This window comes from Frankia casuarinae, assembly GCF_000013345.1.
Lineage (GTDB): Bacteria > Actinomycetota > Actinomycetes > Frankiales > Frankiaceae > Frankia > Frankia casuarinae.
Map to the genome: position 1 here is coordinate 4,603,459 of NC_007777.1, position 23,362 is coordinate 4,626,820.

At 66.1% G+C, this 23,362-nt stretch carries 18 protein-coding genes and 1 pseudogene; 1 reads left to right on the forward strand and 18 read right to left on the reverse strand.

The annotated features are described in order from the left end of the window. Positions 1–4 precede the first annotated feature (4 nt). From FRANCCI3_RS19415 to fdxA, 15 genes and pseudogenes are all read right to left on the reverse strand, one after another. Entirely contained in the window at positions 5–757 is a 753-nt protein-coding gene (locus FRANCCI3_RS19415) for a glycoside hydrolase family 16 protein (protein ID WP_023841754.1), read from the reverse strand. Positions 758–1,522: 765 nt separating this feature from the next. Beyond that, a complete protein-coding gene (locus FRANCCI3_RS19420) occupies positions 1,523–2,380 on the reverse strand; it encodes an NAD-dependent epimerase/dehydratase family protein (protein WP_011438218.1) in 858 nt (285 codons plus the stop codon). Then, a complete protein-coding gene (locus FRANCCI3_RS19425; RefSeq protein ID WP_237704591.1) occupies positions 2,377–3,675 on the reverse strand; it encodes a 4Fe-4S ferredoxin in 1,299 nt (432 codons plus the stop codon). The genes FRANCCI3_RS19420 and FRANCCI3_RS19425 overlap by 4 nt, the downstream gene beginning before the upstream one ends. A gap of 354 nt (positions 3,676–4,029) precedes the next feature. After that, positions 4,030–5,004, reverse strand: coding sequence for a glycosyltransferase (locus FRANCCI3_RS19430; protein WP_023841752.1), 975 nt, complete (start codon positions 5,002–5,004; stop codon positions 4,030–4,032). 116 nt (positions 5,005–5,120) lie between these two features. Next, on the reverse strand, positions 5,121–6,518 hold the full coding sequence (locus FRANCCI3_RS19435; RefSeq protein ID WP_011438221.1) for a lipopolysaccharide biosynthesis protein: 1,398 nt from the start codon (positions 6,516–6,518) through the stop codon (positions 5,121–5,123). Further along, a complete protein-coding gene (locus FRANCCI3_RS19440; protein ID WP_235463206.1) occupies positions 6,505–7,605 on the reverse strand; it encodes a glycosyltransferase family 4 protein in 1,101 nt (366 codons plus the stop codon). Before FRANCCI3_RS19440 ends, FRANCCI3_RS19435 begins: the two co-directional genes overlap by 14 nt. A gap of 98 nt (positions 7,606–7,703) precedes the next feature. Continuing rightward, on the reverse strand, positions 7,704–8,348 hold the full coding sequence (locus FRANCCI3_RS19445; protein WP_011438223.1) for a hypothetical protein: 645 nt from the start codon (positions 8,346–8,348) through the stop codon (positions 7,704–7,706). Continuing rightward, positions 8,345–10,129 (reverse strand): glycosyltransferase, encoded by a 1,785-nt coding sequence (locus FRANCCI3_RS19450; RefSeq protein WP_193359372.1) that lies wholly within the window; start codon positions 10,127–10,129, stop codon positions 8,345–8,347. The genes FRANCCI3_RS19445 and FRANCCI3_RS19450 overlap by 4 nt, the downstream gene beginning before the upstream one ends. 271 nt (positions 10,130–10,400) lie before the next feature. After that, positions 10,401–11,618 (reverse strand): glycosyltransferase family 4 protein, encoded by a 1,218-nt coding sequence (locus FRANCCI3_RS19455; protein WP_023841750.1) that lies wholly within the window; start codon positions 11,616–11,618, stop codon positions 10,401–10,403. A gap of 208 nt (positions 11,619–11,826) precedes the next feature. After that, positions 11,827–12,642, reverse strand: coding sequence for a glycosyltransferase family 2 protein (locus tag FRANCCI3_RS19460; RefSeq protein ID WP_011438226.1), 816 nt, complete (start codon positions 12,640–12,642; stop codon positions 11,827–11,829). Between the two features lie 995 nt (positions 12,643–13,637). Next, positions 13,638–15,251, reverse strand: coding sequence for a sugar transferase (locus FRANCCI3_RS19465; protein ID WP_011438228.1), 1,614 nt, complete (start codon positions 15,249–15,251; stop codon positions 13,638–13,640). A 311-nt stretch (positions 15,252–15,562) separates the two neighbouring features. After that, positions 15,563–16,642, reverse strand: coding sequence for a succinyl-diaminopimelate desuccinylase (gene dapE, locus FRANCCI3_RS19470; RefSeq protein WP_011438229.1), 1,080 nt, complete (start codon positions 16,640–16,642; stop codon positions 15,563–15,565). A 92-nt stretch (positions 16,643–16,734) separates the two neighbouring features. Then, on the reverse strand, positions 16,735–17,577 hold the full coding sequence (locus tag FRANCCI3_RS19475) for a 2,3,4,5-tetrahydropyridine-2,6-dicarboxylate N-succinyltransferase (RefSeq protein WP_011438230.1): 843 nt from the start codon (positions 17,575–17,577) through the stop codon (positions 16,735–16,737). Between the two features lie 205 nt (positions 17,578–17,782). After that, positions 17,783–18,881 (reverse strand): annotated as a pseudogene (gene dapC, locus FRANCCI3_RS19480) (succinyldiaminopimelate transaminase); the annotation flags it as partial. Between the two features lie 59 nt (positions 18,882–18,940). After that, complete coding sequence (gene fdxA, locus FRANCCI3_RS19485) at positions 18,941–19,264, reverse strand: ferredoxin (protein ID WP_011438232.1); 324 nt, start codon at positions 19,262–19,264, stop codon at positions 18,941–18,943. 545 nt (positions 19,265–19,809) lie between these two features. Between fdxA and FRANCCI3_RS19490 the strand changes: the two genes are divergently transcribed. Beyond that, entirely contained in the window at positions 19,810–20,796 is a 987-nt protein-coding gene (locus tag FRANCCI3_RS19490) for a transglutaminase-like domain-containing protein (RefSeq protein WP_011438234.1), read from the forward strand. Positions 20,797–20,851: 55 nt separating this feature from the next. On the opposite strand, the gene FRANCCI3_RS19495 is transcribed toward FRANCCI3_RS19490, so the two are convergent. The 3 genes from FRANCCI3_RS19495 to FRANCCI3_RS19505 form a co-directional block, all read right to left on the reverse strand. After that, the gene (locus FRANCCI3_RS19495; RefSeq protein WP_011438235.1) at positions 20,852–21,496 is read right to left on the reverse strand and encodes a flavin reductase family protein; all 645 of its coding nucleotides are present in this window, start codon (positions 21,494–21,496) and stop codon (positions 20,852–20,854) included. 152 nt (positions 21,497–21,648) lie between these two features. Continuing rightward, positions 21,649–22,089 carry a DUF6113 family protein gene (locus tag FRANCCI3_RS19500; RefSeq protein ID WP_108913429.1) on the reverse strand — a complete coding sequence of 147 codons (441 nt, stop codon included), beginning with the start codon at positions 22,087–22,089 and terminating at the stop codon, positions 21,649–21,651. A gap of 156 nt (positions 22,090–22,245) precedes the next feature. Next, positions 22,246–23,250: a S1C family serine protease gene (locus FRANCCI3_RS19505; RefSeq protein WP_011438237.1), complete on the reverse strand. Its 1,005-nt coding sequence runs from the start codon at positions 23,248–23,250 to the stop codon at positions 22,246–22,248. Positions 23,251–23,362: the final 112 nt, after the last annotated feature.

Here is a 23,362-nt window from a genome sequence, read left to right on the forward strand (position 1 = left end):
CTTTCTAAGGTCTGCCTGAATAGACACGCACATAGTCTACGAACAGCGTCTGCGGGAACGCGGAGGCCGGCGGAAGCGGGGGGCTCAGCTTCGCGCTGACGGCGACATCCATGATTATATAGAAGTCTTTGTTCCACAGCCAAACCGGCGTGTCCTTCGGCTCGAGATGGCGGATGAGAAGGCCGTCGAAATAGAAGTCGAGCCTGTTCGGCCCCCAGTCAAGAGCATAGTTATGATAGCGATCCGCAAGCGTGCCACCTGGGTAGACATAGTTCTTTCCCCGCCCCCACCAGCCGGCCTCCCAACGATTTCCAGAGCCATCCACTCCAACAATGTTGGTATGGACCGTGGCCGGCTCGTTTGCCGTCGCCTCGACGACATCGATCTCGCCGGAGCGAGGCCAGTCATAAATTCCGTTCGGCCCTAGGAGCCAGAGAGCAGGCAACGTCCCGGTACCGATCGGCAGCCGGGCCCGGAACTCGAAGTACCCATATCTCCAGGAGGCCTTACCGCGGGTCTCCACCCGGCCCGACGAGAAGTGAGTATCCCCACAGGTTTTTACGGGAGATTTCTCCGCAATCGCCGTCAGCTTGAGATGGCCCTTGCCGTCCAGGCCGACGTTACGGGGATCGGCCGTATAACAGGAGACGTCCGTCGGCCCCCATTTCCCCCCTTGCGTGATCAACCACCTGGCGGGATCAACCGAGGCGTTCGCCGGACCGTCAAATTCATCGGACCACAGCAGTCGCGGCTCCATCCCGTCATCCTCTCGCGGAGTCCGCGGACCATTCGGCGGAGAAACCTCTCCGGAGGATCGGGGACTAGAACCTGCCGAGGCGCCGGTCGCCGACGGTGGGCCGGATGGTAGCGCGGAGGAGGTCACCATGCCGCCAACGCCCGGACCAGCCACCGAAGGTCGAGGCGTGGCCTGCGGCGAACCAGATTCCCGTTTCGAGGTTCCACATCCCACGACCAGGCAGACGAGAAGAAGAGCGACCAGTCCTCCGCGTCGACTCAGTCTCCAACGCCTCACCCGAGGTTTCATCCACCACGCCCCACATCTTCCGCCGGCACGACCAGTTGACTCGACGGTAAGCCATCTCATTTTCCGCAGAAACTACCATCCGTCAGAGGAGGTGAGCAAATGGGGATCCCGCCGTCCTGGCGCAGGCATCATCCCACCACAAACCCGTAGGACACCCACAGCGACAACAAGAGAGCCATCGGTCGAGGAACGCCGCGGTCACCGGTCGATCGAAGCCTCGATTCGTGCATGCTACCGGGCTGATCATTAACCGTTACGGCTGCAGGGTGGTGACAGCGCCCTGGCCATACCAAGTGGGCAAGGAGCCTAGACGCCATTAGGCCGGCCGTTCCGCCTGCGGCGAATGGGTATCGCCGCAGCGTGGTTCGACGGAAGGTGACAGGCGATTCACAGCATGTGCTGATCGACTGGCGGGCGCGCGTCGCCACTCCGGGCCTCTGGCGTCAATACGAATCCGGCACGCCCTCCAGGTCCCACTCAGCGCGGGAACGGACGCAACGATACACCGAGTTCCTTGACACGCTCATAGTTCACCACCTGTGGGGCGGGGCGGACAAGACCGAGTATCGAATCCGAACGTACCGGCAGTGGTATCCGCATCGCCTCCAAGGCCACGAGAGAACCGTACAGCGCCTTCCACGGGACGGGGAGGAATCGTGGCGAACGACCCGCCTCGCCCGCAAACTTCGCAACGATGTGCCGGAAGGACACCGGCTCTGGATGCGCGACACCAAGCGGCACCGAAATTTGACTATCCTTGACCAGGATCGCAGCCACCACAGCAGCCAGATCTTCCTCCTCCACAGTGAACTGGTAGGGGTTCCCACTCGGAGCCGGACTCACCGGAAGGCGGGACAACCGGGTGAGCGTGGCGGCCATCCCCCCCGCCCTCCTTCCGTAGACCAGGCCCGGCCGCACTACCGAGGCGCCGAAGGCGAGGGCGTCGCGTTCGATGGCGAGTTTCGCCGTCCCATATAGTTGCGCCGTCCCCTCATAAGCCGACATCGACGAGATGACGACGACCTTCGGGACGAAATTCTGCGCCGTTTCCAGAAGAGCTCGAGTCGGGTGGATGTTTGCCGCCTGAATATCCGGCCAGCGCCGGGCTCTCATGTCGTAGGCACAATGCACAAGCGCATCCAGACCATCGAGAAGGCCGGGGGCGAGAGCTCGCCTGGAGTCATAGAAGCGCCATTCTTCCGTCAGGTCGGCTGGCGGCCGTCGAACCAGTTGCACGGTCGTCCAGCCATCCTTGCGTAGCGCGTCCTGGATCACGCCGCCCACATAACCCTGGGCACCGGTGATCCCCACGGTGCGCGTACCCGTATTCGTCACAACCCTCGCACCTCTGATCCTATTCGGTGTGCATTTGCCATGATCGTAAAAGTGAATGTCGTCGCCGCCACCGAAGGGAACACCGATGCGTCAACCAGGTGAATACGCCGCCACCCCCCTACCCGGCCAAGCATGTCACTTGTATGCCGGGTTCCCGAAACCCCGGAGGAATGCGGGAAGCTCCCACCCCAGTGGTAGCTCTTACCCGGCGCCGAACAGGAAACCATCGGCACCACCGGCCACAGATCGAGGAACGGGGCGGCGGTGACGAGCCGTCGCACCACCTTCCGGAGCAGCCCATTTCCGAGGACGCCGTCACGGGTACCGCTCAGGTGAATTTCCGGGAGATCCGCTTCACCAGCAGACGGGACAGCCTGAACCCGTAGCCGCGGAGAGGCCCACGACGGGAGATAACCCAGACCGACCGTAAGCCGCCGAAGAACCTCGTCACCAAGTACGGAGCCCCAACCGGACTGCAGGACCCGCGGAAGCGCCTCGGTGATCGCGGGATTATAGGGATAAAAGTGGATCTGTGATACATCGAGACCGACGTCATCCAGCACAACAATCATATTGAACTGGTTGAGAGTCATCTCCCCGTCCGCACGCGGATCAGGTGTCCGGCGCCGCGACAGCATGGGAACCGTGAACTGCGCAGATTCGGCGAGCTCGATCCGCTCATCGAACCAACGCAACGAGTTCAGAGCAATCCTCGTGCTGCCCAGGGCGCCCGCGGCGAGAAAGATCCGATCTCCTTCTAGCTCCTGGGTCTGGCCACTCACGGTCTCCCGGGCGAACAGACGGGCCCCGGACTCGGACTCCTCAACCCGGAATACCAGGAGTCCCGGCAGGTACTTGACCCGACCTTCGCTGATCAACTGGTCGAATGTCTGTGCGGAGGAATAGATCAGCCGGTAAGGACAGCCTGTCATACAGAGACCGCAGCGGACACACTCGCCACCCCGGAGGGCCAGGCGAGCCTTTCCGACGGTGATGCCGTCGCGGCGCAGCCGCTCCCGATGCCTACCGTAGTCACCAATAACCTGGCGGGTCCGCGGTGCCAGGGTCGGCAGCGGTCGTGGCTCCCGGAACAATGGAAACAACTCGGCCAGATCGTCGATCGCGCCGGACATCGGGACATGGTCAAGGATTCGGCGGTAATGCGGCTCCAACTCCTGGAGGGTGAAGGGCCAATGGCCGAAAGTCGCCTTGCTGAAGGGCATCAACTGCGAGCCCCACACATTACTGAAACCGCCGTACGCGCTGGAGACTACGGCCCGGTTCGCACCCACCATCGCACTCACCCCGCGGAGCTGCCCCTCGTCCCGGAAGGGGAAGTCGGATCCGTAGACCCGCTTCTCCGGAAGGGCCCGGCGCGAGGTGGGCACCGGCTGACGACTGATGATCTTAACCTGGTCGGAACGCCACTCGTCCGACTCTGAGCGACCGAGCTCGTCGACGATGTTGGCAGCTTCGGCCTCGAGCCGCGTCCCGATGTCCACGACCAGGATTTCCTGGGTCGGGTCCTCGGCCAGTGCCAGAGCCGCTCCCGCGGCAGCGGGACCCGATCCCACGATTATCGTCCGGGACATGTCACTTCCTTTTCCTGGCTACCGGATCGACCACAGCGGCGTACGTTCCCGGGAGAATCACCGACCGGCGCGGTACTGGTGAAAAGTGCCCACGAGGTATCCGCTGCCGGCCGCCGCGACCCCGGCCAGCATGGTGGCCGATCGCAACGCCCCGGAGAGTTCACCCGCACGGACCGCCCGGAGTTCCCGTGCCAGGCCACCACTCAACGTCTGCGCGACGAAACGCCGCTCGGCCGCCATGCTGGCCGCGCTTCCCATGCCTCGGAATGCGGCGACCTTGCCCTTGTTCACCGTGTAACAACGCTTCCAGAAGTACCGCCAGGTCAGCCTCTCCTTCGGCACGTGATGGTGGACCACTGCCGCCGGCTGATACATCACCTTCAGATGAGGCCAGCGGTCTGCCAGCCGATGGCACATATCCATGTCGTCATGGTTGTCGGAGTGGAATCCGTTGATCTCAGCCAGGGCGGAACGACGGACCGACATGGCGGCGCCGATCAGGCGTCGGGTCGGTGCGAGAGTCTTGGGCAGGCCCTCATAACTGCATCCAAAGACCCAGTCGAACTCGCCGGGAAACCAGCGAGGGCGAGGAACGGCGAAGTCCGGAAGCGGCGCGCCGCCGACCGCGACCACGTCGCGACGGCCGAAGACCGCTACGATCTCCGCCAGCCAGGAAGGGTCAGCGCGAGCATCATCATCGAGGAAGGCCAATATCTCACCCGCAGCGATTTCGGCTGCGGTGTTGCGAGCTGATCCCAGCCGTCCCGGATAGCGGTTCTCCACGACCACTACCCGGACATCCGCGTCTCGATCAGAGAATCTCTTGGCGGCCATCTGGAAAAGCTCTTCATTGTGGTCGATGCAGAGAATTATCTCTATCGGACGGTACTTCTGTGCGAGCAGGGAGTCGATCGCTCTGTTCAGCAGTTCCCATCTTTCGAGTGTGTATGCGCATACAATCGCACTCACCGTCGGTTCCGTCGTCGAATGCAAAACGCTTACCTTCCCCCTGATATCCCGGCATTCGTCCATGGGTCTCGCTCGTCGAATCTCCGGCGCCGAGTACAGGTCGTCAGTCGCTGTTCCGTCACCTCACGACCACCCCAAGACGCTTCTGGTCACCGCTCTGTTTCGGGTGCCATGCCAATTCATCCGGGTACCCGCTCGATGGCCACCGATGACGAACCAGACGTCTGCGGCCGGTCACGCCACACGTTCAGGAGGACCGGCGCTACGACGACCGCCTCGATGAAGACGGCGGTGACCCAGCCGACGCATAGACCCGTCGTCCCAAACATGCGGCCCCCCCCGAAGGCCAACGCGATCTCAAGAACCGTTCCGCAGGCAATCACCCTGGCCGCCGCGGCCATGCGGCCCTGTACTCGACGAAGAGTCACATAGTGATCCTTGACGACCAACGATATCGTGGCAAGGATGAGAATCCGGAAGGCGGCGACGGACCTACCATCGGTGTAGGCTTCTCCGAACGGCAGCAGAATCAGACTCGTGACGGATGCCGCGAGTGCGCAGAGCGTCACGCTGATCAGGAGCCCGAGCGGGATTGTCAGGCGCATCTTGGCACGCGCCTCCTCTTCGGCGCGGCCCGTGTGCGCAAGCAGGGCCGTCGGCAGTGCATAAGGAACAACGAAGAGAAAGGAAGCGGCCAGCCGAGCGGTCGAGAATCGAGCGGTGTCCGCCGGTGTCGTCGTCAGGGCGGCGATTACAGGAAGAATCAGAGTCGGCACGGTCAGCGCGAGGCTCAGCACGTAATTGCCGGCTATCTCACCCTTGATCGCCTTCAGCTCGGCGATCCCGGTCTGCCGTTCCGCTCGTCTGGAGTTTCGATAGGGTGGTCGCCTGAAGTACTTGTAGCAAACCGGGAGGGAGACGACCGACGCAATAAGCCAGGTGGCGTAGAGGTCCATGCCGGTGCGCAGGCCCACGATGACAAAGGCAACGAGCAGACCTGCTCTGACGATTGCGGCGAGCAGATTCCGAACAAGCTGGATCGCCCCACTCGCCGCCCGGAGGATCGCGTAGTCGAGAGTGGTGGTCACCGTAAATGCGGCCACTCCCAGACTGAAGGCAGCTATACTGCCTGGACTGCTACCGATTGGCTGCAGAGTGGTCGAGAGCCAGCGGGTACAGAACGCCCACAACAGGCCGAGTAGCAGCCCGGCCACCGTGACCAGCGCCATGCAGGCGCGGACCAGAGTCAGGCGGCGGTCCTCCGGCAGGTCGGGAAGATGCACCATGAGAAGCGTCCCGAGCCCCAGCATTCCGATCGTGCCGAGGACCGTCATCGAGGACACCGCCGCCGCGCCCACCCCAACGGCGTCGATGGAGAGCGTTCTCGCCGCGACCGACCAGAACACAGCTCCAAGTAAAGACGTTCCGAGCTGGGTGCCGAGTAGGGAGCTCACGATCGTCAACAGGCGCGCGAAACCGGCACCGGAAGCCTTCTGCACGGATTCGCTCGGGACGATACCGCTCCCGGCTGGCGTCTGGCGCCTTAAGAAGATCGTCTCCTCATCAGACCGACTCACGATAAATCCTCGCCAAGGCTTCCGCGCAGCCGTCCCAGGTCGGCAGGGTGGAGATTTCGGGAGTCGGCCTCGTCTCGCTCGGTGAGTCCCCAGCGCTGGCGAGCAGGTAGATGCCCAGCGTCTTCGCCACGAGTTGTTCATCGGCCGGATCCGCAACGCTCTGCGCGAGCCCTGCCGCAGCCAGCTCTCCCAGTCCGGCAGTGGGCGCCACCACCACCGGCCTACCCAGGGCCACGGCTTCCATGACCGCGACCGGATGAGCCTCATACTCGCTAAGCAGGGCCACGACACCCGCTCTCGCGATACAGTCAGACATTGCCTGCCGGTCCTCCGGTGGTATCGAGGTGAAACTCACCCGGTCCACCACACCCAGCCGGTCAGCCAGGCGCCTCAACTCCGGCTCATCAGGGCCCCGCCCCACCAGCATCAGCCGTACGTCAGGAACTAGAGTAATCAGACTCGGCAGAGCGCGGACAAGGTGCCGCTGTCCCTTGTACTTCTCCAACCGGCCGACGCAGACGACAAGCGGCTCACTCGTATCGGGTTTGACATGGCCACTCGGTGGAACGATGGACACTCCGTTCGGGACGACCGAGATCCGGTCTGCAGCGACCCCGGCTTGGCGCATGAAGATGTGGGACTCGAACTCCGCGACGCAGATGACGCGGCGGGCGTTCCTGATCAGTGGCCCGAGCAGGCCCCACTGTACTCGGCGCGCCGTGTTCCGGACCTGCGAGGAATGACCGCCGGTATGCGGTGAGACAATATAAGGAATACCCCTCAGGCGAGCCGCCGCCATCGCCACCGGCGGCACGAGATTGTGAATTCCCTGACAATGAACAAGATCATAAGAACCGAATCCGACCACTTTGGCAACGGCCGGCGCCAAATAATAGTCTTTCTCTTGCGGCCACGCCGCGACCCGGTGCACCACCGTTCCCGCGACATTCTCCCTGCTGGGAAGCTTGCCGCTGCGGTCGGTCGTCAATATCTCCACGGTAATGTCACTAGTAGCGTTGAGTCGACGACTCGTCTCGTAGACATGCGTCTCGGTACCACCCATGTCCGGGAAGAATCGTGCCGCCACCTGGAGCACCCTCAGTGCCGTCCCCATTTCCCCCTCCTCAGGTCGACCCATCCTTCCGGGACCGGCTGTCCCGGGGTTCAAGCGCACGTCACCCGCGCCTAATCCTCGATCTCAGTGGAACGGACCACGTAACTACCGACCATCAGTTGAACCGTTGCGACGCGCGGGTCCCCGACATCACGAAGATCAACATAGAGCCGGACGTCATCGTCCCCAAAAAGACGACGAGTCCATACCGACCCGTCATCCCGTACTATCTGTAATATAAAAGACCGCTCATCCTGGTAGCCACGCACCACCTCGATTTCCACCTTGCCGTCGATACTGCGCGCGGCGATTGCTGTGACCGGTCGCCGCGCTACCGATCCCGACTGCCAGGAAAGCGCGATCGCCCCGCAGAACACAGCGACGACAATCGCCAAGAACAGCGCGCTGGACGGTTTCGGCATCGGGATCATGACCAGCCTTGCCGGTCTCCACGGTGCACCAGCCCGGAGAAGAAGTGCCACCACTACGGCAAGAAAAATGTCGTAGCCCACTGCGTGGGTGGCTAACCCCAAAGCGGAGAGAGCGAGAGAGACGAACATCAGGATGCACACGACTGCCAGCGCCGCGCAGGTATGCACATAGAAGCCGGTTAGCTGAGGCCGGCGTTGTAAAACCAGCCAGCGGATCCCCTGATACACGAAGGCGATTAGCGAAGTTCCCACGAGCCCCTCGAGCACGAGGATCAAGACTCTCATCGGCCGGCCCGGACAGCCGAGGTCGAGTCTTCCCAGAGGCCCGAGACGTCATAGATACGGACGGCTCCGTTGTCGTAGATCCGCCGCGATCCAGGCGTGATATCGAACTTGCCGAGTTCTGCATGGGTGAGACGCGTCCCCTTCGGGGCCTCACCATTCACCACGTAGTACGTCTCATGCGGCAACCCCTCGGCCAGCCGCTGATCGATCACATAATACCGTATCTGACCTCTCCGGAGCAGATCCCGCGCCTGGGCATGGAAGGACGGCGCGAAAAGGATCTGTCCGGTGTTCCCACCTCCAGGTACACCGATCACCAAATACTGATTTCCGGTGGCAGCCAAAAGCGCCCCTAGCTCCCGGTCCGCGGCAAAGTGGGCGCCGTCGGGAAGATTCCGGGCCGCCCACTGCGCCGCGGCGTTGGCGGAGCTATCGATGGAACGGCCGTCGGCAACGACGAGGTAGGGGCCCGGTATGCGGTTCCAATCGAGTCCAGAGCCCATCAGGGTGCCCCCCATGAAGGCTATGGTGCCGAAAAGGGCCACCACCCACCGCAGCGGCCTCCGATGGTTCTCGATATACCAGCCAATCGAGTATGCGGTGATGATCGACAACCCGATGAAGATGAAGGTCGATAGACGTACGGATATCTCCGCCGCCTTCGGGGCGATCGTGGCCACCAGGGCGATCGGATACAGGAGTTGTAGCAATCGAAGCGACCGCAGCACCGCACCCGCACGTCCGTCCGCCGCAGGTCTCCTCCGGAATGGGCCCAACGGCATGAGTGTCGCCATCCAGATAAGCAGCGAGAGCACAATGAGAACAGTTTCCCAGCGCGGGTTCCTGGTGCCACTCGAATCTGTCGAAATTTTTCTCGTCTCACCGGTCCCGCTCGCGATTCCCGTCAACTGGAAAACGGCATCGTGAAAAACTGGACCGAGATATCGGTTGAGCAGCGGACCACTGACAATCGCCCAAGACGCGACCAGGACAAGGTCCGCCACTGTGATACCCAGGAATATGGTAGCGGTGCGGCGGTCCCGTCGGGTAAACGCGGCGACCGTCACCATTCCCAATATGGCGACGAACACCCAGCTCGTGGCATGGTGCGAGAAGGTGAGAGCCAGCGCCGCGCCCGCCGCCAAGACGGTTTCAGTGCGGCCCGCCGCCTCGTTCGTAACCAGCATGAGAAGCAGAACACCGAGAGCCACGGCTAGCGTCTGATACGAGTACTGCGCGTTGAAGAAGAAGAACTGCGGGCTACAGCTGTAGATACCGACAGCAATACCCGCGGCGTGGGCGGAACGAGTCACCTGCTCGGCGAGAAGGAACAGGCCGGCGATCAGCAGACCCCGAGAGAGCACGATGACAAGAAAGGCGGAGAGCTGTGGTGGCAGACGGGTGATCTGTGCCACCGCGTTGGTGACCACCTCGAGTCCAGGGAAGCGCGGGCTGACCGGCAAGCCAGAGTTAGCCGTGAAGAGACGACCCGTTTCCCGGATGTCATGCAAGGTCCGGATATGGAGCATCTCGTCAAAGCGGACGAACTGGTGGATCTGGAGTATCAGATACGCCAGCAGGAGGCCCATGCCCAACAACAAACAATCCGTTATTCTCGCCCGCCGAGATGTTGCCGGATCCAAGAGCCCCAGACCGGCCGGAACGAAGATCAGGAGCAGGCCAATCCAGTAGAGCAGGAGGCCCGTGCCACTCTCACCCTGGCGCCCGAGTACGTAGCTACCAGAGACGGCCAGCAGTCCCACCGCGGTGGCTGCCGCCACCGGTAGCGTCTCCCTACAGTACCTCTCGGAATCAGCGCGTAAAAGTAACCCGCCACGATCGCGGTAGTGCAGATCGGTCAACAAACTCGCACTCAGCCCAGCGGATACCACTCTCCGGGTCGCCTCCGGCCCCCGGCCTCGCCCGGTGCGTGCGGTACGAAGATTCCGGGGTATGAGAGTCGTCTCCTCCTCATGGAGGCGGTAGGCCGGCATTCCGCCGACCGAGGATGAGTCGAGTTTCTCGACTGGTGAGGCCTCGTTCCTCCGACGGTCAACGAAGCGATGCACGGACGACCTCGCGATAGACCTCCTCGATACGTGGCACCACCCGACTCGCGGTGAATTCTTTCGCACGCTCCTTCGCGGCAGTGCCCATGCGCGCCCGCCTAGTACCATCCGCCAAGAGATGCTCGATCGCGTCGTGGAGAGCCACCGGGTCGGCCGGGGGAACCAGGACTCCCTCCCGACCGCCAGTGATCATATCGGCGATGCCTCCCATCGGCGTGGAGATTACTGGTGTCCCGGACGCCATAGCCTCGAGGACAACGGTCGGACAGGGATCATGCCAGGTAGATGGCAGAACAGCGAAGCTGGCGTGAGCGAAGGCACGCATGATCTCAGCATGAGCTCGCGGCTCGCTCAGAATCACCCCGGGCGGAAAATAGCTCGGTGAATCTGCCGTCCGACGGCCGACAACGAGCAGCGGCGGACGATGATCCGGAAGCCTCTCGTAAGCCCCGAGTAGTGCCCCTATCCCTTTGTCCAGGCTCAGATCACCGACGAAAACCAGGTAGCCATCGGAGACGAGCCCGTCCGGCGGTCCGCCAGGCTCCGCGCCGATGAGCTCGTCGGGGATAAAGTTCGGGACGACCTCATAGGGAATCCGCCCACTGTCCAGCCGGTTGAGCCGGGCCACGGCGTTGCTCACCGCAAGGTATCGGTCGACGGCCCTGTCGCGCCGTCGTGTGCCACCGCGGTTAGCCGCGAAGGTCAAGGGCCCCACCACCCCGGAGTAGTGGTTTCTGGTGCATCGTATGCATCGTGACAGTGCTGGGCCGGAGCACACCAGCTCCCCCATAAACATCATCCGCTTAGTGGCACAGACATGGCTGTAGTCATGCAGGGTGACGACGATCGGGACGTCGAGGTACCTGCGCAGCGGCAGCGCACTGTTCACGATCCAGTTGTGCGCATGGATAACGTCGGGCTTCACCTCACGCACGATCCTGGCGATCGCCGCTGCTACTAGCGGATCTGGCACCGGCGGCGCATAGACCCGGTCGGTCGTGTAAAGCAATGGAAGACCTGCGGTTGTCGGCCGCACTAGACGCACGTCCAAGCCATCCCGCTTCTCGGCCGCCGCCCGAGGGCCAAAAGTTATCACCGTGACGTCGTGGCGTTCAGCCAGTTGCTTTCCGAGATTGAGGACATGACGTTCCTCCCCACCGACGATCGGCGGAAAGAACTGTGCCAGCAGAATTACCTTCACGATGATCGCGGTCCGGACCCCCGAGGCGGGACTCTTGACGGTTTGGGTGAAGTCATAAGAGGCGGTCTCGGTTCATGTCGTGGTAGGACCGCCTCATGGGTAGGGGAACTATCAGGCTTCTGATACATCGAAATTTGACCATCCGCCACACCGGCGGAACCGCTCCGCACGGCCCATACTCGGGAACAATCGTCCCGGCACAGGGACATCAGGCCGTTTCTTCGAAAGCGGGTAGGGCGCTCACCGTTTCGGCACCCCGCTGGATTGGAAGCGGATCGGTCCTAGGATAGATCGCCAATTCAGCCTTCTCGCTCGACGCGGAAGACTCGACGAAAATCGTGCGCAACACCCGGAAACCATCCGAGAATGCGTTCAGGTTACTGACCCCATGCAGGCGTGGATGTTCAAAACTCGGGACCTCCGCTATGCGAAGTCCAGCCCGCACGGCCCGCATGTTGATCAACGTCTCGATCTCGAATCCGTCCCCCCACTGCTTTTGGGGTCCGGCACCGCCTGTGTCCAAGTCGAAGATGGGGACGACCCGTCGCCAAAAAGCGTTGTAACCGTAGCAGAGGTCGGTGAAGTCCGAGCCAATGAGCATGTTGACCAGGAAGTTCAGGAGACGGTTCCCGAGGCGACGGAGACGAGTGATGTCGGCGCTTCCGCCGTTCGCGACGAAACGCGAGCCCTTGGCAAAGTCAGCACCCGCTTCGAGCGCATTAACGAACGCAGGAATCTCGCTCGGGTCGGCTGAGCCGTCGGCATCGAGCATGACAATGATGTCACCACTTGCCTGGGCGAACCCACAGGCCAGAGCGTTTCCCTTGCCACGGCGATTCTGGTGTGTCACGACTATATCCGGCCGAACACGACGAGCGACTTCGACGGTTCCGTCGGTCGAGTGGCCGTCAACCAGAATTATTTCAGCATCGCCCGGTAGTCGAGCGAGAACATGTGGTAGATTTTTTGCTTCGTTGAGAGTCGGGACGATGATACTGACAGTCGGCGAAATACGGCCTCGCATAAGAGGTCCTCCCGATTTCGATATACTACTGAATTTGGAGTCTTCTCACGCTTCTCGTGCACTAGCGACAGCAAAGCCTGACGGAAATCTGCGGCAATCAGGAATGGACGGAGCAGGTCGCTAGAAGAGACTGCGAGACAGGACTCGATCAGCGTCCGCTCAGCGAAGCAAAGACTCAACTACCACCCCCGCGACGGCTTGCCACTTCTTTACGAAAAAAATTAAGCTGAGTGCCTCACTTCGCCCCCGATCTCAAAGCGTGCCTCACCTCGCCAAGAAGCGCCGTCGCGTGCGGTAAGTGTACCAGGTAACCTTCTACAGGTTACCCCTATGGGCGTCGCCAACAGAGTGTGCACTGCAACACTATACGAAGACACACCGGATCACCGCTCCAACCCCCCTAGATCGCTACTCTCTGTAGGACTCAACTCCCGTTCACCCTCCCGCCGACACCGCGGCACCAGCATTCGAGACGGCCATCGGTGTCTTCATTTTGCTGCCACGACCCTCCACCGCAAGCAAGAAGTTGATGGGGGAGACGGCCAGAGATGGGCCCACGATCTGCTTCGCAGAGCATCCTTTGATGCATCTCCGCTCGGCCAGCGAGATAGAGCCGCCGAGCCAGGTGGGTCTCAGGCCAGGCGCAACAACGCGTCGTCGATCCGGTTAGAGTCCGACACGTCTCCCCGATCGACGGTGGGTCACACAGCTCCTCGCGCGCCCGACACCAATCGTCAGATCGCCCGGCATGCTGAGCTACCGGTCGTTGACGGGTTCCGGCTGGCAGGCTGCACGAGTCCTTGCCTGGGGCAGGACGGGACAAGCCAAAGTGATCATTTTCGGCAAACATCCCGGGACCCGCGGTCCCAAATACTCCCCGAAGGCCCCGGCCAACCGTCCCGGGAGGATCCCGTTCGGGATCCTCCCGGGAGAGAACCCGGACGACACCCAAGATCGCGAATCACGTCAGAGTACTGCCACTACGTGAGGAAGGCTCAGTACGCACCCTCGCGGCGCAGGACCGCGAACACGGTGCGCCAGAGGATGTAGAAGTCGAGGGGCAGCGACCAGTTCTGCACGTACCGCAGATCCAACCGCACCGACTCGTCCCATTCGAGGTCCGACCGGCCGCTGATCTGCCACAGGCCGGTCAGCCCCGGCTTCACCATCAGCCGGCGGTGCACGTCGTCCTCGTAGCGGGCGACCTCCGACGGCAGCGGCGGACGCGGCCCCACCAGCGACATCGTGCCGTTCGCGACGTTGAGCAGCTGCGGCAGCTCGTCGAGCGACCACTTGCGCAGGAACTTCCCGACCTTGGTGATCCGCGGGTCGTCACGCATCTTGAACAGCAGCCCCTCGGCCCGCTCGTTGCGCGACTCCAGCTCCGCCTTGCGCGCCTCCGCGTCGACGTACATCGACCGGAACTTGTACATGGTGAAGTGCTCACCACCCCGGCCGACCCGGATCTGCTTGAAAATGGCCGGCCCACGACTGGTCAGGCGCACCGCCAGCGCCAGGGCCAGGAACAACGGCGCGCACAGCAGGAGAACCCCCGCGGCCACACTGCGGTCGAACAGGCCCTTCATGGCCCGCCGCGCGCCGGTGAGCTCCGGCTCCTCGATGTGCAGCAGCGGCAGCCCGGCCACCGGACGAATCGAGATCCGCGGCCCGGTCACGTCGGTCAGCGCCGAGGAGACCAGCACGTCGACGTCGCTGCCCTCCAGCGTCCACAGCACCCGGCGCAACGTCTCGCCGTCCATCTGCGGACTGATGGCAACCGTGGTGGCGTACGTCGCCCGGATGGCCGTGTGCAGGGTTTCCGAGGTGCCGACGATCGGCACCCCGAGCAGGTCGAACCCACTGCGTTCCGGGGAGTCGTGACTGTGCCGGCCGGGCGAGCGGTCGAGCACGACACCGACGACCGACCAACCCGACGTCGGATCCCGCTGGGCCAGCCGGACCAACGCCGCCGCGGAGTCCCCCGCCCCGACCACCAGCACCCGGTGCAGGCAGCGGCCCGCCCGGCGCATCCGGTGCAGGTAGCCGCGCGCGGTGGCGCGGCCGGCCACGGTCAGCAGCAGCGCCGTCGGGAAGGCGATCAGCACGTAGGCACGCGCGAGCTCGGCCTTGGTCGCATAGGACAGGACGGCCACCACCGCGGTGAGCTGCGCGGCGGCGTTGAGGACCCGGCGGAACTCCTCCGAGCCGCTGCCGAGGAACCGGCTCTCGTACGCCCGGCTCAGGTACATCGACAACACCCACGCGACGGGCAGCAGGATCGACATGGCGACATACGGCGTCGCGGAGACCGGCTTCAGGTCGAACTCAACCAGTCCGCCGAACCGGACCAGGTAGGCCACTCCCGCCGCGACCACGCAGGCGGCCGCGTCGGAACCCACGAGCAGCCAGCCGTACGGCCGTTCCCAGCGAACCTTCGCCCGGTAGTCGACGACACCGTCGGATGTTCCGTCCGCGCCGGGGCCCGCGCCCACCTCGTACCCGTCGTACCGGGCGGGCTCATCGGCCCCGTCCAGCGGTTTCGGGATGGCATCCGTGCCCGGCCCCGCGGCCAACCCCACCTGTGCATGGCTGAAGACAGTGTCCGTCACCTGGCAGACCCCCCACGGCCGCAACATCTTCGGACCGACGACGACGGGGGGAGCGCTGCTTGGCGCCGACCACGCGTGTCACCTGCGTATCGACGTGCCCAGGCCTGGTGCCGAGCCCCCGAACCCGCCGCACCACCGGCCATCCGGACCCCCCATCCGACCGGCACCGCACATACGCGAGTAACTCTAACGTGCCGAGATAGGAGGATCCACGACGTCAACCCCGATGACTCATACGCGTAACAAAAATCGCGACTAGGCGGTCAAGGGACACGACAGTCAGGAGACACAACAGTCAGGAGACACAACAGTCAGGAGACACCGGACAGGTACGCCCGTAGCAGCCGCTCGGCCTCGTCGATCGCGGCGAGCTCGACGTACTCGTCCCGGGCATGGGCCAGGTTGGGATCGCCCGGCCCGTAGTTGAGCGCCGGGATCCCGAGCTCGGCGAAGCGCGCCACGTCCGTCCAGCCGTACTTCGCCACCGGCACACGACCGGTGGCGGCGACGAACGCCGCCGCGTGCGGGGCGGCGAGCCCGGGCAGCGCCCCGCCGACGAGATCGGTGACCTCGACGTCGTAGCCACCCAGCACCTCGCGAACATGCGCCACCGCCTCGTCGGGGCCCCGGTCCGGAGCGAACCGGAAGTTCACCGTGACCTGGCACCGGTCGGGGATCACGTTGCCCGCCACCCCACCGTCGATCCGCACCGCGCAGAGCCCCTCACGGTAAGTGCAGCCGTCCAGCGTCACCGTCCGCGCCCGGTAGCCGGCGAGGCGGCGGAGCAGATCGCCGGCCTTGTGGATGGCGTTGTCCCCGAGCCACGACCGGGCCGAGTGCGCCCGGGTGCCGGGAAGCGTCACGACCACCCGCAGGGTGCCCTGGCAACCCGCCTCGATCTCGCCGGAGGTCGGTTCCATCAGGATGGCCAGATCCGCATCCAGCCAGTCCCGGTGCCGGGCGGCGAGCCGACGCAGCCCGTTGCGGGCCGCCTCGACCTCCTCGTGGTCATAGCAGACCCAGGTGACGTCGTGGCTCATCGCGCCGGGCGTGGCGACCGGGAGCGTGGCCGCGAGCCGCAGCGCGACCGCGACCCCTGCCTTCATGTCCGACGTCCCGCAGCCGTAGAGCCGCCCGCCCACCACACGCGAGGGCAGGTTGCCCGCCAGCGGAACGGTGTCCAGATGGCCGGCAAGCAGGATCCGGCCGGGCAGCCCCAGCTCGGTCCTGGCCACCACGGCGTCACCGTCCCGGTCAACCCGCAGCCCGTCCACCGCGGTGAGCGCCTTCTCCACCGCGCCCGCGAGGGCGGCCTCGTCCCCACTCACCGAGGGCACGTCAACCAGCGCCCGGGTCAGCTCGCCGACGGGCGCCGTGAGGTCGAGGCTCATGCCGTCACACCCTACGGTCACCGGGCCAGCGGATCGTTAACCGGCGATAAGATCATTAACCGGCGACAGGACGCCAGCCGGCAACAAGATCGTTAGCCGGCGACGCCATGCTCCCGCAGGATGTCGTTCAACGCCAGCTTGTCGTGGATCTCGCCCTCGGCGAGCGTCCGCAGCACCAGGATGCAGGGCATCGCGAACTCTCCGCCCGGGAACGACTTCACCCGGTTGGAACCGACCGCGACCGCCCGCTCCGGGATCTCCCCGCGCGGGTACTCCGCGCCGGTCGTGGCGTCGAAGACATGGGTGGAGGCGGTCAGGATCGCCCCGGCGCCGAGCTTGGCCCCGCGGCGCACCCGCGCGCCGTCCACCACCATGCAGCGACTGCCGACGAAGGCGTCGTCCTCGACGACGACGGGGACCGCGTTCGGCGGCTCCAGGACCCCGCCGAGCCCGACCCCACCGGACAGGTGCACGTTGCGGCCGACCTGGGCGCAGGATCCGACCGTGGCCCAGGTGTCGACGAGGGTGCCGGCGCCGACGTAGCCGCCGATGTTGGTGTAGCTCGGCATGAGGACGGCCCCGGGCTCGACGTGCGCGCCCCAGCGCACGATCGCGCCCGGTACCACCCGCACGCTGTCGAACCGGGTCTTGAGCGGCACCCGGTCATGGAAGTGGAAGTCGCCCGCGGACGACTCGACCATGGCGAGAACCTTGAAGGACAGCAGGATCGCCCGCTTGGCCCGCTCGTCAACGGCGACCGAGCCGTCCACGGTGACCGTGGCGACCCGGGCCACTCCCGCATCGATGGCGTCGACGGCGGCCACCACGATCTTGCGGGCGTCGGCGTCGGCGGGGGTCAGCTCCGCCCGCCGTTCCCACAGTTCGTCGACGGCGGGATCGATCGGAGAGTCGAGGGATGTGTTCGAGGCGCTCACAAGCCCGACCCTACGAGGTGACCCCGGCCGCACGAGATGGCGGGGCCGCGGATCCGGGCCGGGTGCTAACGGATGTCCGGCTCGGCACCCCCATAGCTGCCCTGAGTGACCGGCTGACCGTAGTCGGGCCGAGCGCCATGGCCGGGCCGAGCGCCATGGTCAGGCCGAGCGCCACGGCCGGGCCGAGCGCCATGGCCGGGCCGAGCGCCATGGCCGGGCTGCCCCGTGGCGGCGACCGGCGACAGCATCGTCATCCGCTCGGGAACAGTCGCCACCTGCGAGTCCGCGGCGGTCAGGGCGATCCGGACGTGATACCGGCCAGCCTCCCCGTAAAACGTCCCGGGCGCGACGAGTATCCCGACCTCGGCCAGCGCGTCCACCGTGGCCCAGGCCTCCTCACCCCGGGTTGCCCACAGGTAGAGGCCGGCCTCGCTGTGATCGATGGTGAAACCCGCGACCGCGAGCGCCGCCGCGAGGACGGCCCGCCGGTTGGCGTAGCGCGCCCGCTGATCCGCCACATGCATGTCGTCGGCGTACGCAGCCGCCATGGCGGCCTGCACGGGCGTCGGCATCATGAAGCCGGCGTGCTTGCGGACCGCGAGGAGACCCTCGACCAGGGCCGGGTCACCGGTGACGAACCCGGCCCGGTAGCCCGCGAGGTTGGACCGCTTCGACAGCGAATGCACCGCCAGCAGTCCCTCGTGGGAGCCGCCGCACACGTCGGGGTGCAGCACCGAGACGGGCCGGCTCTCCCAGCCCAGCTCGATGTAGCACTCGTCGCTGGCGACGATCACACCGCGCTCCCGCGCCCAGGTGACCACGGCGCGCATCTCGTCGACCGTGAGCACCCGCCCGGTCGGGTTCCCCGGCGAGTTCAACCAGATCAGGGTCACCCCGTCGGCCGGGCCCGCCACCGGTTCGCAGCGGGCGAGCAGCGCGCCGACCTCGTAGGTTGGATAGGCCGGGGTCGGCACCCACACCCGGTCACCGGGTTCGAGCCCGAGCTGACCGGGGAGCTGGGCCACCAGTTCCTTCGTCCCGAGCACGGGCAGCACCGCGCCCGGGTCGACGAGCACGCCGAGCCGGCGGGCCAGCCAGCCGGCCGCCGCCTCGCGCAGCTCCGGGGTACCCGCGGTCAGCGGGTACCCCGGAGCGTCAGCGGAGCCGGCCAGCGCCTGCTGCACGACGGCCGGCGTGGCGTCGACCGGAGTACCCACCGAGAGGTCGACCAACCCATAGGGATGCAGCCGGGCCTTCTCCTTGAAGGAGACCAGCTGGTCCCACGGGAAGTCGGGCAGTCGCACCCGGGACCGGGCCGGTGACCGCGGGACTCCGGAGATGTTGCCGGGTCTCCCAGGGCCGCTCAGGACTCGCCCTGAGGAGCCAGCGCGGCGACCGTCGGCGGGTCGAAGTCCAGGGCGCCGACCTTCGATGCGCCGCCAGGCGACCCGAGCTCCTCGAAGAAGTTCGCGTTGGTGTCGGTGTACCCCTTCCACTGATCGGGAACGTCGTCCTCGTAGTAGATGGCCTCCACCGGGCAGACCGGCTCACAGGCACCACAGTCGACACACTCGTCAGGCTGGATGTAGAGCATCCGTCCGCCTTCGTAGATGCAGTCGACCGGGCACTCCTCGATGCAGGCCCTGTCCTTGACATCGACGCAGGGCTCTGCGATGACGTAGGTCACCGGTTTTCCTCCTCGGGCTCACGGGCGACTGAGTCCTTAGTATCGACCTGGACAGTTCCGTGTCGACAACAAGGGCGTGCGCTGGTGGTGTATGTCGTCCGCATCACTCCGGCCGATGTTGGCGCGCGAGTTATGCTCCGCCACCGCATCCCCGGACCGGTATCCCTCAGTGATGTTCTCGGAACGTTGCGGTCATGGTCATCGGGCGTGCTCACGGTTGTCACTGCCGAGGGCACACTCGTCCAGGTTACCGAGGATGCCGTCGTAGCGGCACGCGTCATCCCACCCCGCCCACCGACACGACGTACGCGGAATGTCCCGGATGCGACGGCTCTCATGGAGATTGTCCCGAATACGACTACCCTGAATACGACTACCCCGAAGGCGACTATCGCGGGGGCGACTGTCCTGGGGACGACCGTCCCGGACACACCCGATCCGGACACGCCCGATCCGAAGGTGCCCGGCCTGAAGGCTGCTGCCCCACCAGGGGCGGCTGCCCCGGAGACGGCCGCCCCTGGCGTGAACGCTCCGAGCGAGCTCTCGTGAGCACCCGCAGCCGCGGCAGGTTCGCCGAGGTCGTGCGCCGCGAGCCGATCGACCTGGCGGTCGCCTGCCATCTGCTCGCCGCCGAGGTCGACCCGGCAGCCGACGCCCCCGATGCCACCGCCACCCTGAGCGCCCTCGACGCATTCGCCGCGCAGGCCCGTCCACTGCTCGCCGCGCGGACGACCTCGAGCCGACGGCCCCGGTTCCCCCGGGCCGAGCACGGTACGCCGGTGGCACGCCAGACCGGCGCACCGGGACAGGCACAGCCGGGACAGGCACAGCCGGAATCCGGATCCGAGGCGGCAGGGCGCCTGGAGGGGTTCGGCCCGGGAGCGGGGAATTTCGATCCGAGGATCGCCGCCGAGACGCTGCACGAGTCCCTGGGGCTCGCCGCCGGCTTCGCCGGGGCCGAGGACGACTACACCGACCTGCGCTCCTCGCTGCTCCCCGATGTGCTGCGCCGGCGGCGCGGCCTGCCGATCCTGCTCTCCGTCGTCTGGCTGGAGGTGGCCGCCCGGCTCGGGGTCCCCGCCTATCCTGTCGGGCTTCCGGGGCACGTCGTGGTCGCGGTGGGTTCCCCCCAGGACCACGTGCTCGTCGATCCGTTCGCCGCCGGTCGACTACTGACGGTGCACGACGCCGCGGAGAAGGTACGCGCGGCCGGGTTCGCCTTCACCCGTGCCCACCTCGCCCCGATGAGCGCGCAGGACGTGCTCACCCGGATCCTCGGCAACATCCGGATCCTCGGGGCCCGCTCGGACGCGCCGCACATGCGGCTGTGGGCCGTCGAGCTGTCCCTGCTGCTCCCCCACCACCCGGCGAGCCTGCGCCGGGAGCGCGGCGAGCTCCGCGTCCGGTTGGGCGACTTTCTCGGCGGGGCCACCGATCTGACCGCGTTCGCCGACACGGTGGCCGCGGTCGAGCCAGCCGCCGCGGCGGCCGCCCGCCAGGCCGCCGCCGCGGCCCGCGCCCGGCTCAACTAGCCCCGGAGACCGTCCGCCCGCCCGGGAACCGTCCGTTAGCTCTGGGAAGCGCCTGTTAGCTTCGGGAACCGTCTGTTTCCCTCCGCGCCTCTGTTCCTCCCGTATCCGCACCGACCGGGTCGAGGTAGCGCCCGTCGTAGAAGACGAGCGGTCCGACATCGTCCCGCGGCTGGGCGAACGAGACGACCTCACCGAGGACGAGGGTGTGATCCCCCCCGGGATGGGTCGTGACCGTCCGGCACTCGAAGACCGACAGCGCGCCGTCGAACAGGACCACTCCGGTCTCCGGCCCGATCGAGTGCTCCCATCCCGCGAACATGTCGCCGGGCTGGTCATACGCGCGTTTCGCAAAGCAGCGCGACGTCTCGGCCATGTCCTCGGCGAGCACCGAGACTCCCCACACCCCCGAGGCCATGAGCGGACCGTGGAAGCGGGCGTCCCGGCGGATGCTGGCGAGCACCAGCAGCGGGTCGAGGGAGACCGAGACGAACGAGTTCGCCGTCATGCCGAGATGGCGACCGTCGGCGACGGTCGTGAGAACCGTCACTCCGGTAGCGAACCTGCCGACCGCCCTGCGGAAGTCCGCCGTCCGCAGGATCGACCGGTCGGCCTGGGAGACCTGGAAGACCGGAGAGACCGGAGAGACCGGGGAGGCGGGCGCGCCGGCCCGGTTCTCTCCACGGTGCGCAGGGCTACCCACCCGGCCACGCTACCCGCTCCGCTCACCACGTGGGCGACAGTCCCCAAGGGCCGGTGACATCTCCCACATCACAAGAGCCGGTGACATCTCCCAGGGCGAGACAGGCGACCCGGTGACCGGGTGACCGGGTGACCGGGTGACCGGACCGGTGCTCAGCAACCGGGAGGAAGCGCCGTGAGCCCCCGCCGTGCCCCGGCGAGGACGGCGACCGCGATCGGGCTCAGTGCCCCGAGCAACAGGAACGCGTAGCCAGATCCGCTCGCCCGCAACAGCAGGTCCCCCTCGGGGCGGGAGCTGGCGAACAGCAGCACGACGACGGCCCAGCCGATGAGCACGGTCGTGGGTCCCAGCCGGGTGCCCGTCAGCCACCGCACCAGCAGCGCGGCACCCCCGTTGCCCACCAGCGCGACCAGTACGCCGAGCGACAGCAGCATCCCCCCCGGCCGCGGACCGGCGGGAACGAGGAAGACGCCGTAGAGACCCAGCCCGACCCCCAGAAACACCCCCAGTGTGTAGGAGGCGGTCAGAAAGGCCCTGCCGGGTTGCGGGTCCGGGGACGGTTGCAACGACGGCCGTGCCGGCTGTCGTTGCAACCGGGTTGAGGGCGGCGTCCGGCGGGGACCGGCGCTGGGACGGGGCATTCTCCGACAGTAGGACATCGTCCGCCAGGCCCGCCCGGTCAGGCCGACCAGCCCCGAGGCCCCAGCCCCGAGACCCCCGTAGCGGACCCCGGTGGCAGATCTCGGTCCTCAGGCGATCACCAACTCGGCAGGTACGACGATCACGTCCACCAACGCGCCCCGCCGCCACACCGTGAGTTCCACTGGCCGGCCGATCGTGCCCTCGGTCAGCAGCCGCTGGAGATCACCCGGAGCGACGACGGGCGTCCCGGCCACCGACAGGACGAGATCCCCGGTGAACAGCCCGGCGATCCCGGCCGGACTGCCGACGACCACCTCGGCCAGCCAGACACCGTGGCGCTGCCCGATCCGCTCGGCCACGGCGGGTGGCAACGGAACACCCGCCCCCGCGACCCCCAGGTACGCCCGGCGGACCCGGCCGTCGCGCATCAACGCGGCGAGGATCTTCCTCGTCGTGTCGTTCACCGGGACAGCCAGCCCCAGGCCGACACCGGCGACGGCGGTGTTCACTCCCACCACCCGGGCGTCGGCCGTGACCAGCGCCCCGCCGGAGTTACCCGGGTTGAGAGCCGCGTCGGTCTGGATCACCTCGTCGACCACCCGCACGGCCGAGCCCGAACGGGTCGGCAACGACCGGCCGAGGGCGCTGACGACCCCGGCGGTCACGCTGCCGGTGAGCCCCAGCGGGTTGCCGACGGCCACGACGAGCTGGCCGACCCGCAGACCCGCGGCGTCCCCGAGGACGGCAGCCGGCGGGGTCGTGCCCCGGGCCCGCAGCACGGCCAGGTCCGAGAGCGGATCGGCACCCACCAAGTCGACCTCGCGCTCGGTGCCGTCCGCGAACTGCGCCAGCCCGACCGATGCTCCGGAGATGGCCCGATGCCCCTCGACGACGTGCGCGGAGGTCAGCAGGAACCCGTCGTCGGTGAACACCACCCCGGAGCCGGCTCCCGCGCCGCGCCGGGTACGCACCCGTAGGCTGGCCACTGACGGGGTCAGCGCCGCGGCCACCCGGGTCACGACCGCGGAGTAGGCGTCCAGCGGCTCGACCGGCAAGGAACCACCGGGCCGCGTCGGGTCGGGTCCGTCTCCCCTGGCACGTCTGGTCCGCATCCGACCTCCTCGGCCGACGCCACACTTACATTGATTACAGCGTTACGAACACGGGGCCGTCCAGAACATTCCCACCGAGGTGCCTGTGCCACCGCGGCGAGCGGGCGAGCGG

Bases quoted from the DNA above. Each gene is read 5' to 3' on its own strand.
- FRANCCI3_RS19415 (WP_023841754.1), bottom strand. From the start codon at position 757: ATGGAGCCGCGACTGCTGTGGTCCGATGAATTTGACGGTCCGGCGAAC.
- FRANCCI3_RS19425 (WP_237704591.1), bottom strand. From the start codon at position 3,675: ATGGTGGGTGCGAACCGGGCCGTAGTCTCCAGCGCGTACGGCGGTTTC.
- FRANCCI3_RS19430 (WP_023841752.1), bottom strand. From the start codon at position 5,004: ATGGACGAATGCCGGGATATCAGGGGGAAGGTAAGCGTTTTGCATTCG.
- FRANCCI3_RS19445 (WP_011438223.1), bottom strand. From the start codon at position 8,348: ATGAGAGTCTTGATCCTCGTGCTCGAGGGGCTCGTGGGAACTTCGCTA.
- FRANCCI3_RS19460 (WP_011438226.1), bottom strand. From the start codon at position 12,642: ATGCGAGGCCGTATTTCGCCGACTGTCAGTATCATCGTCCCGACTCTC.
- dapE (WP_011438229.1), bottom strand. From the start codon at position 16,642: ATGAGCCTCGACCTCACGGCGCCCGTCGGCGAGCTGACCCGGGCGCTG.
- FRANCCI3_RS19505 (WP_011438237.1), bottom strand. From the start codon at position 23,250: ATGCGGACCAGACGTGCCAGGGGAGACGGACCCGACCCGACGCGGCCC.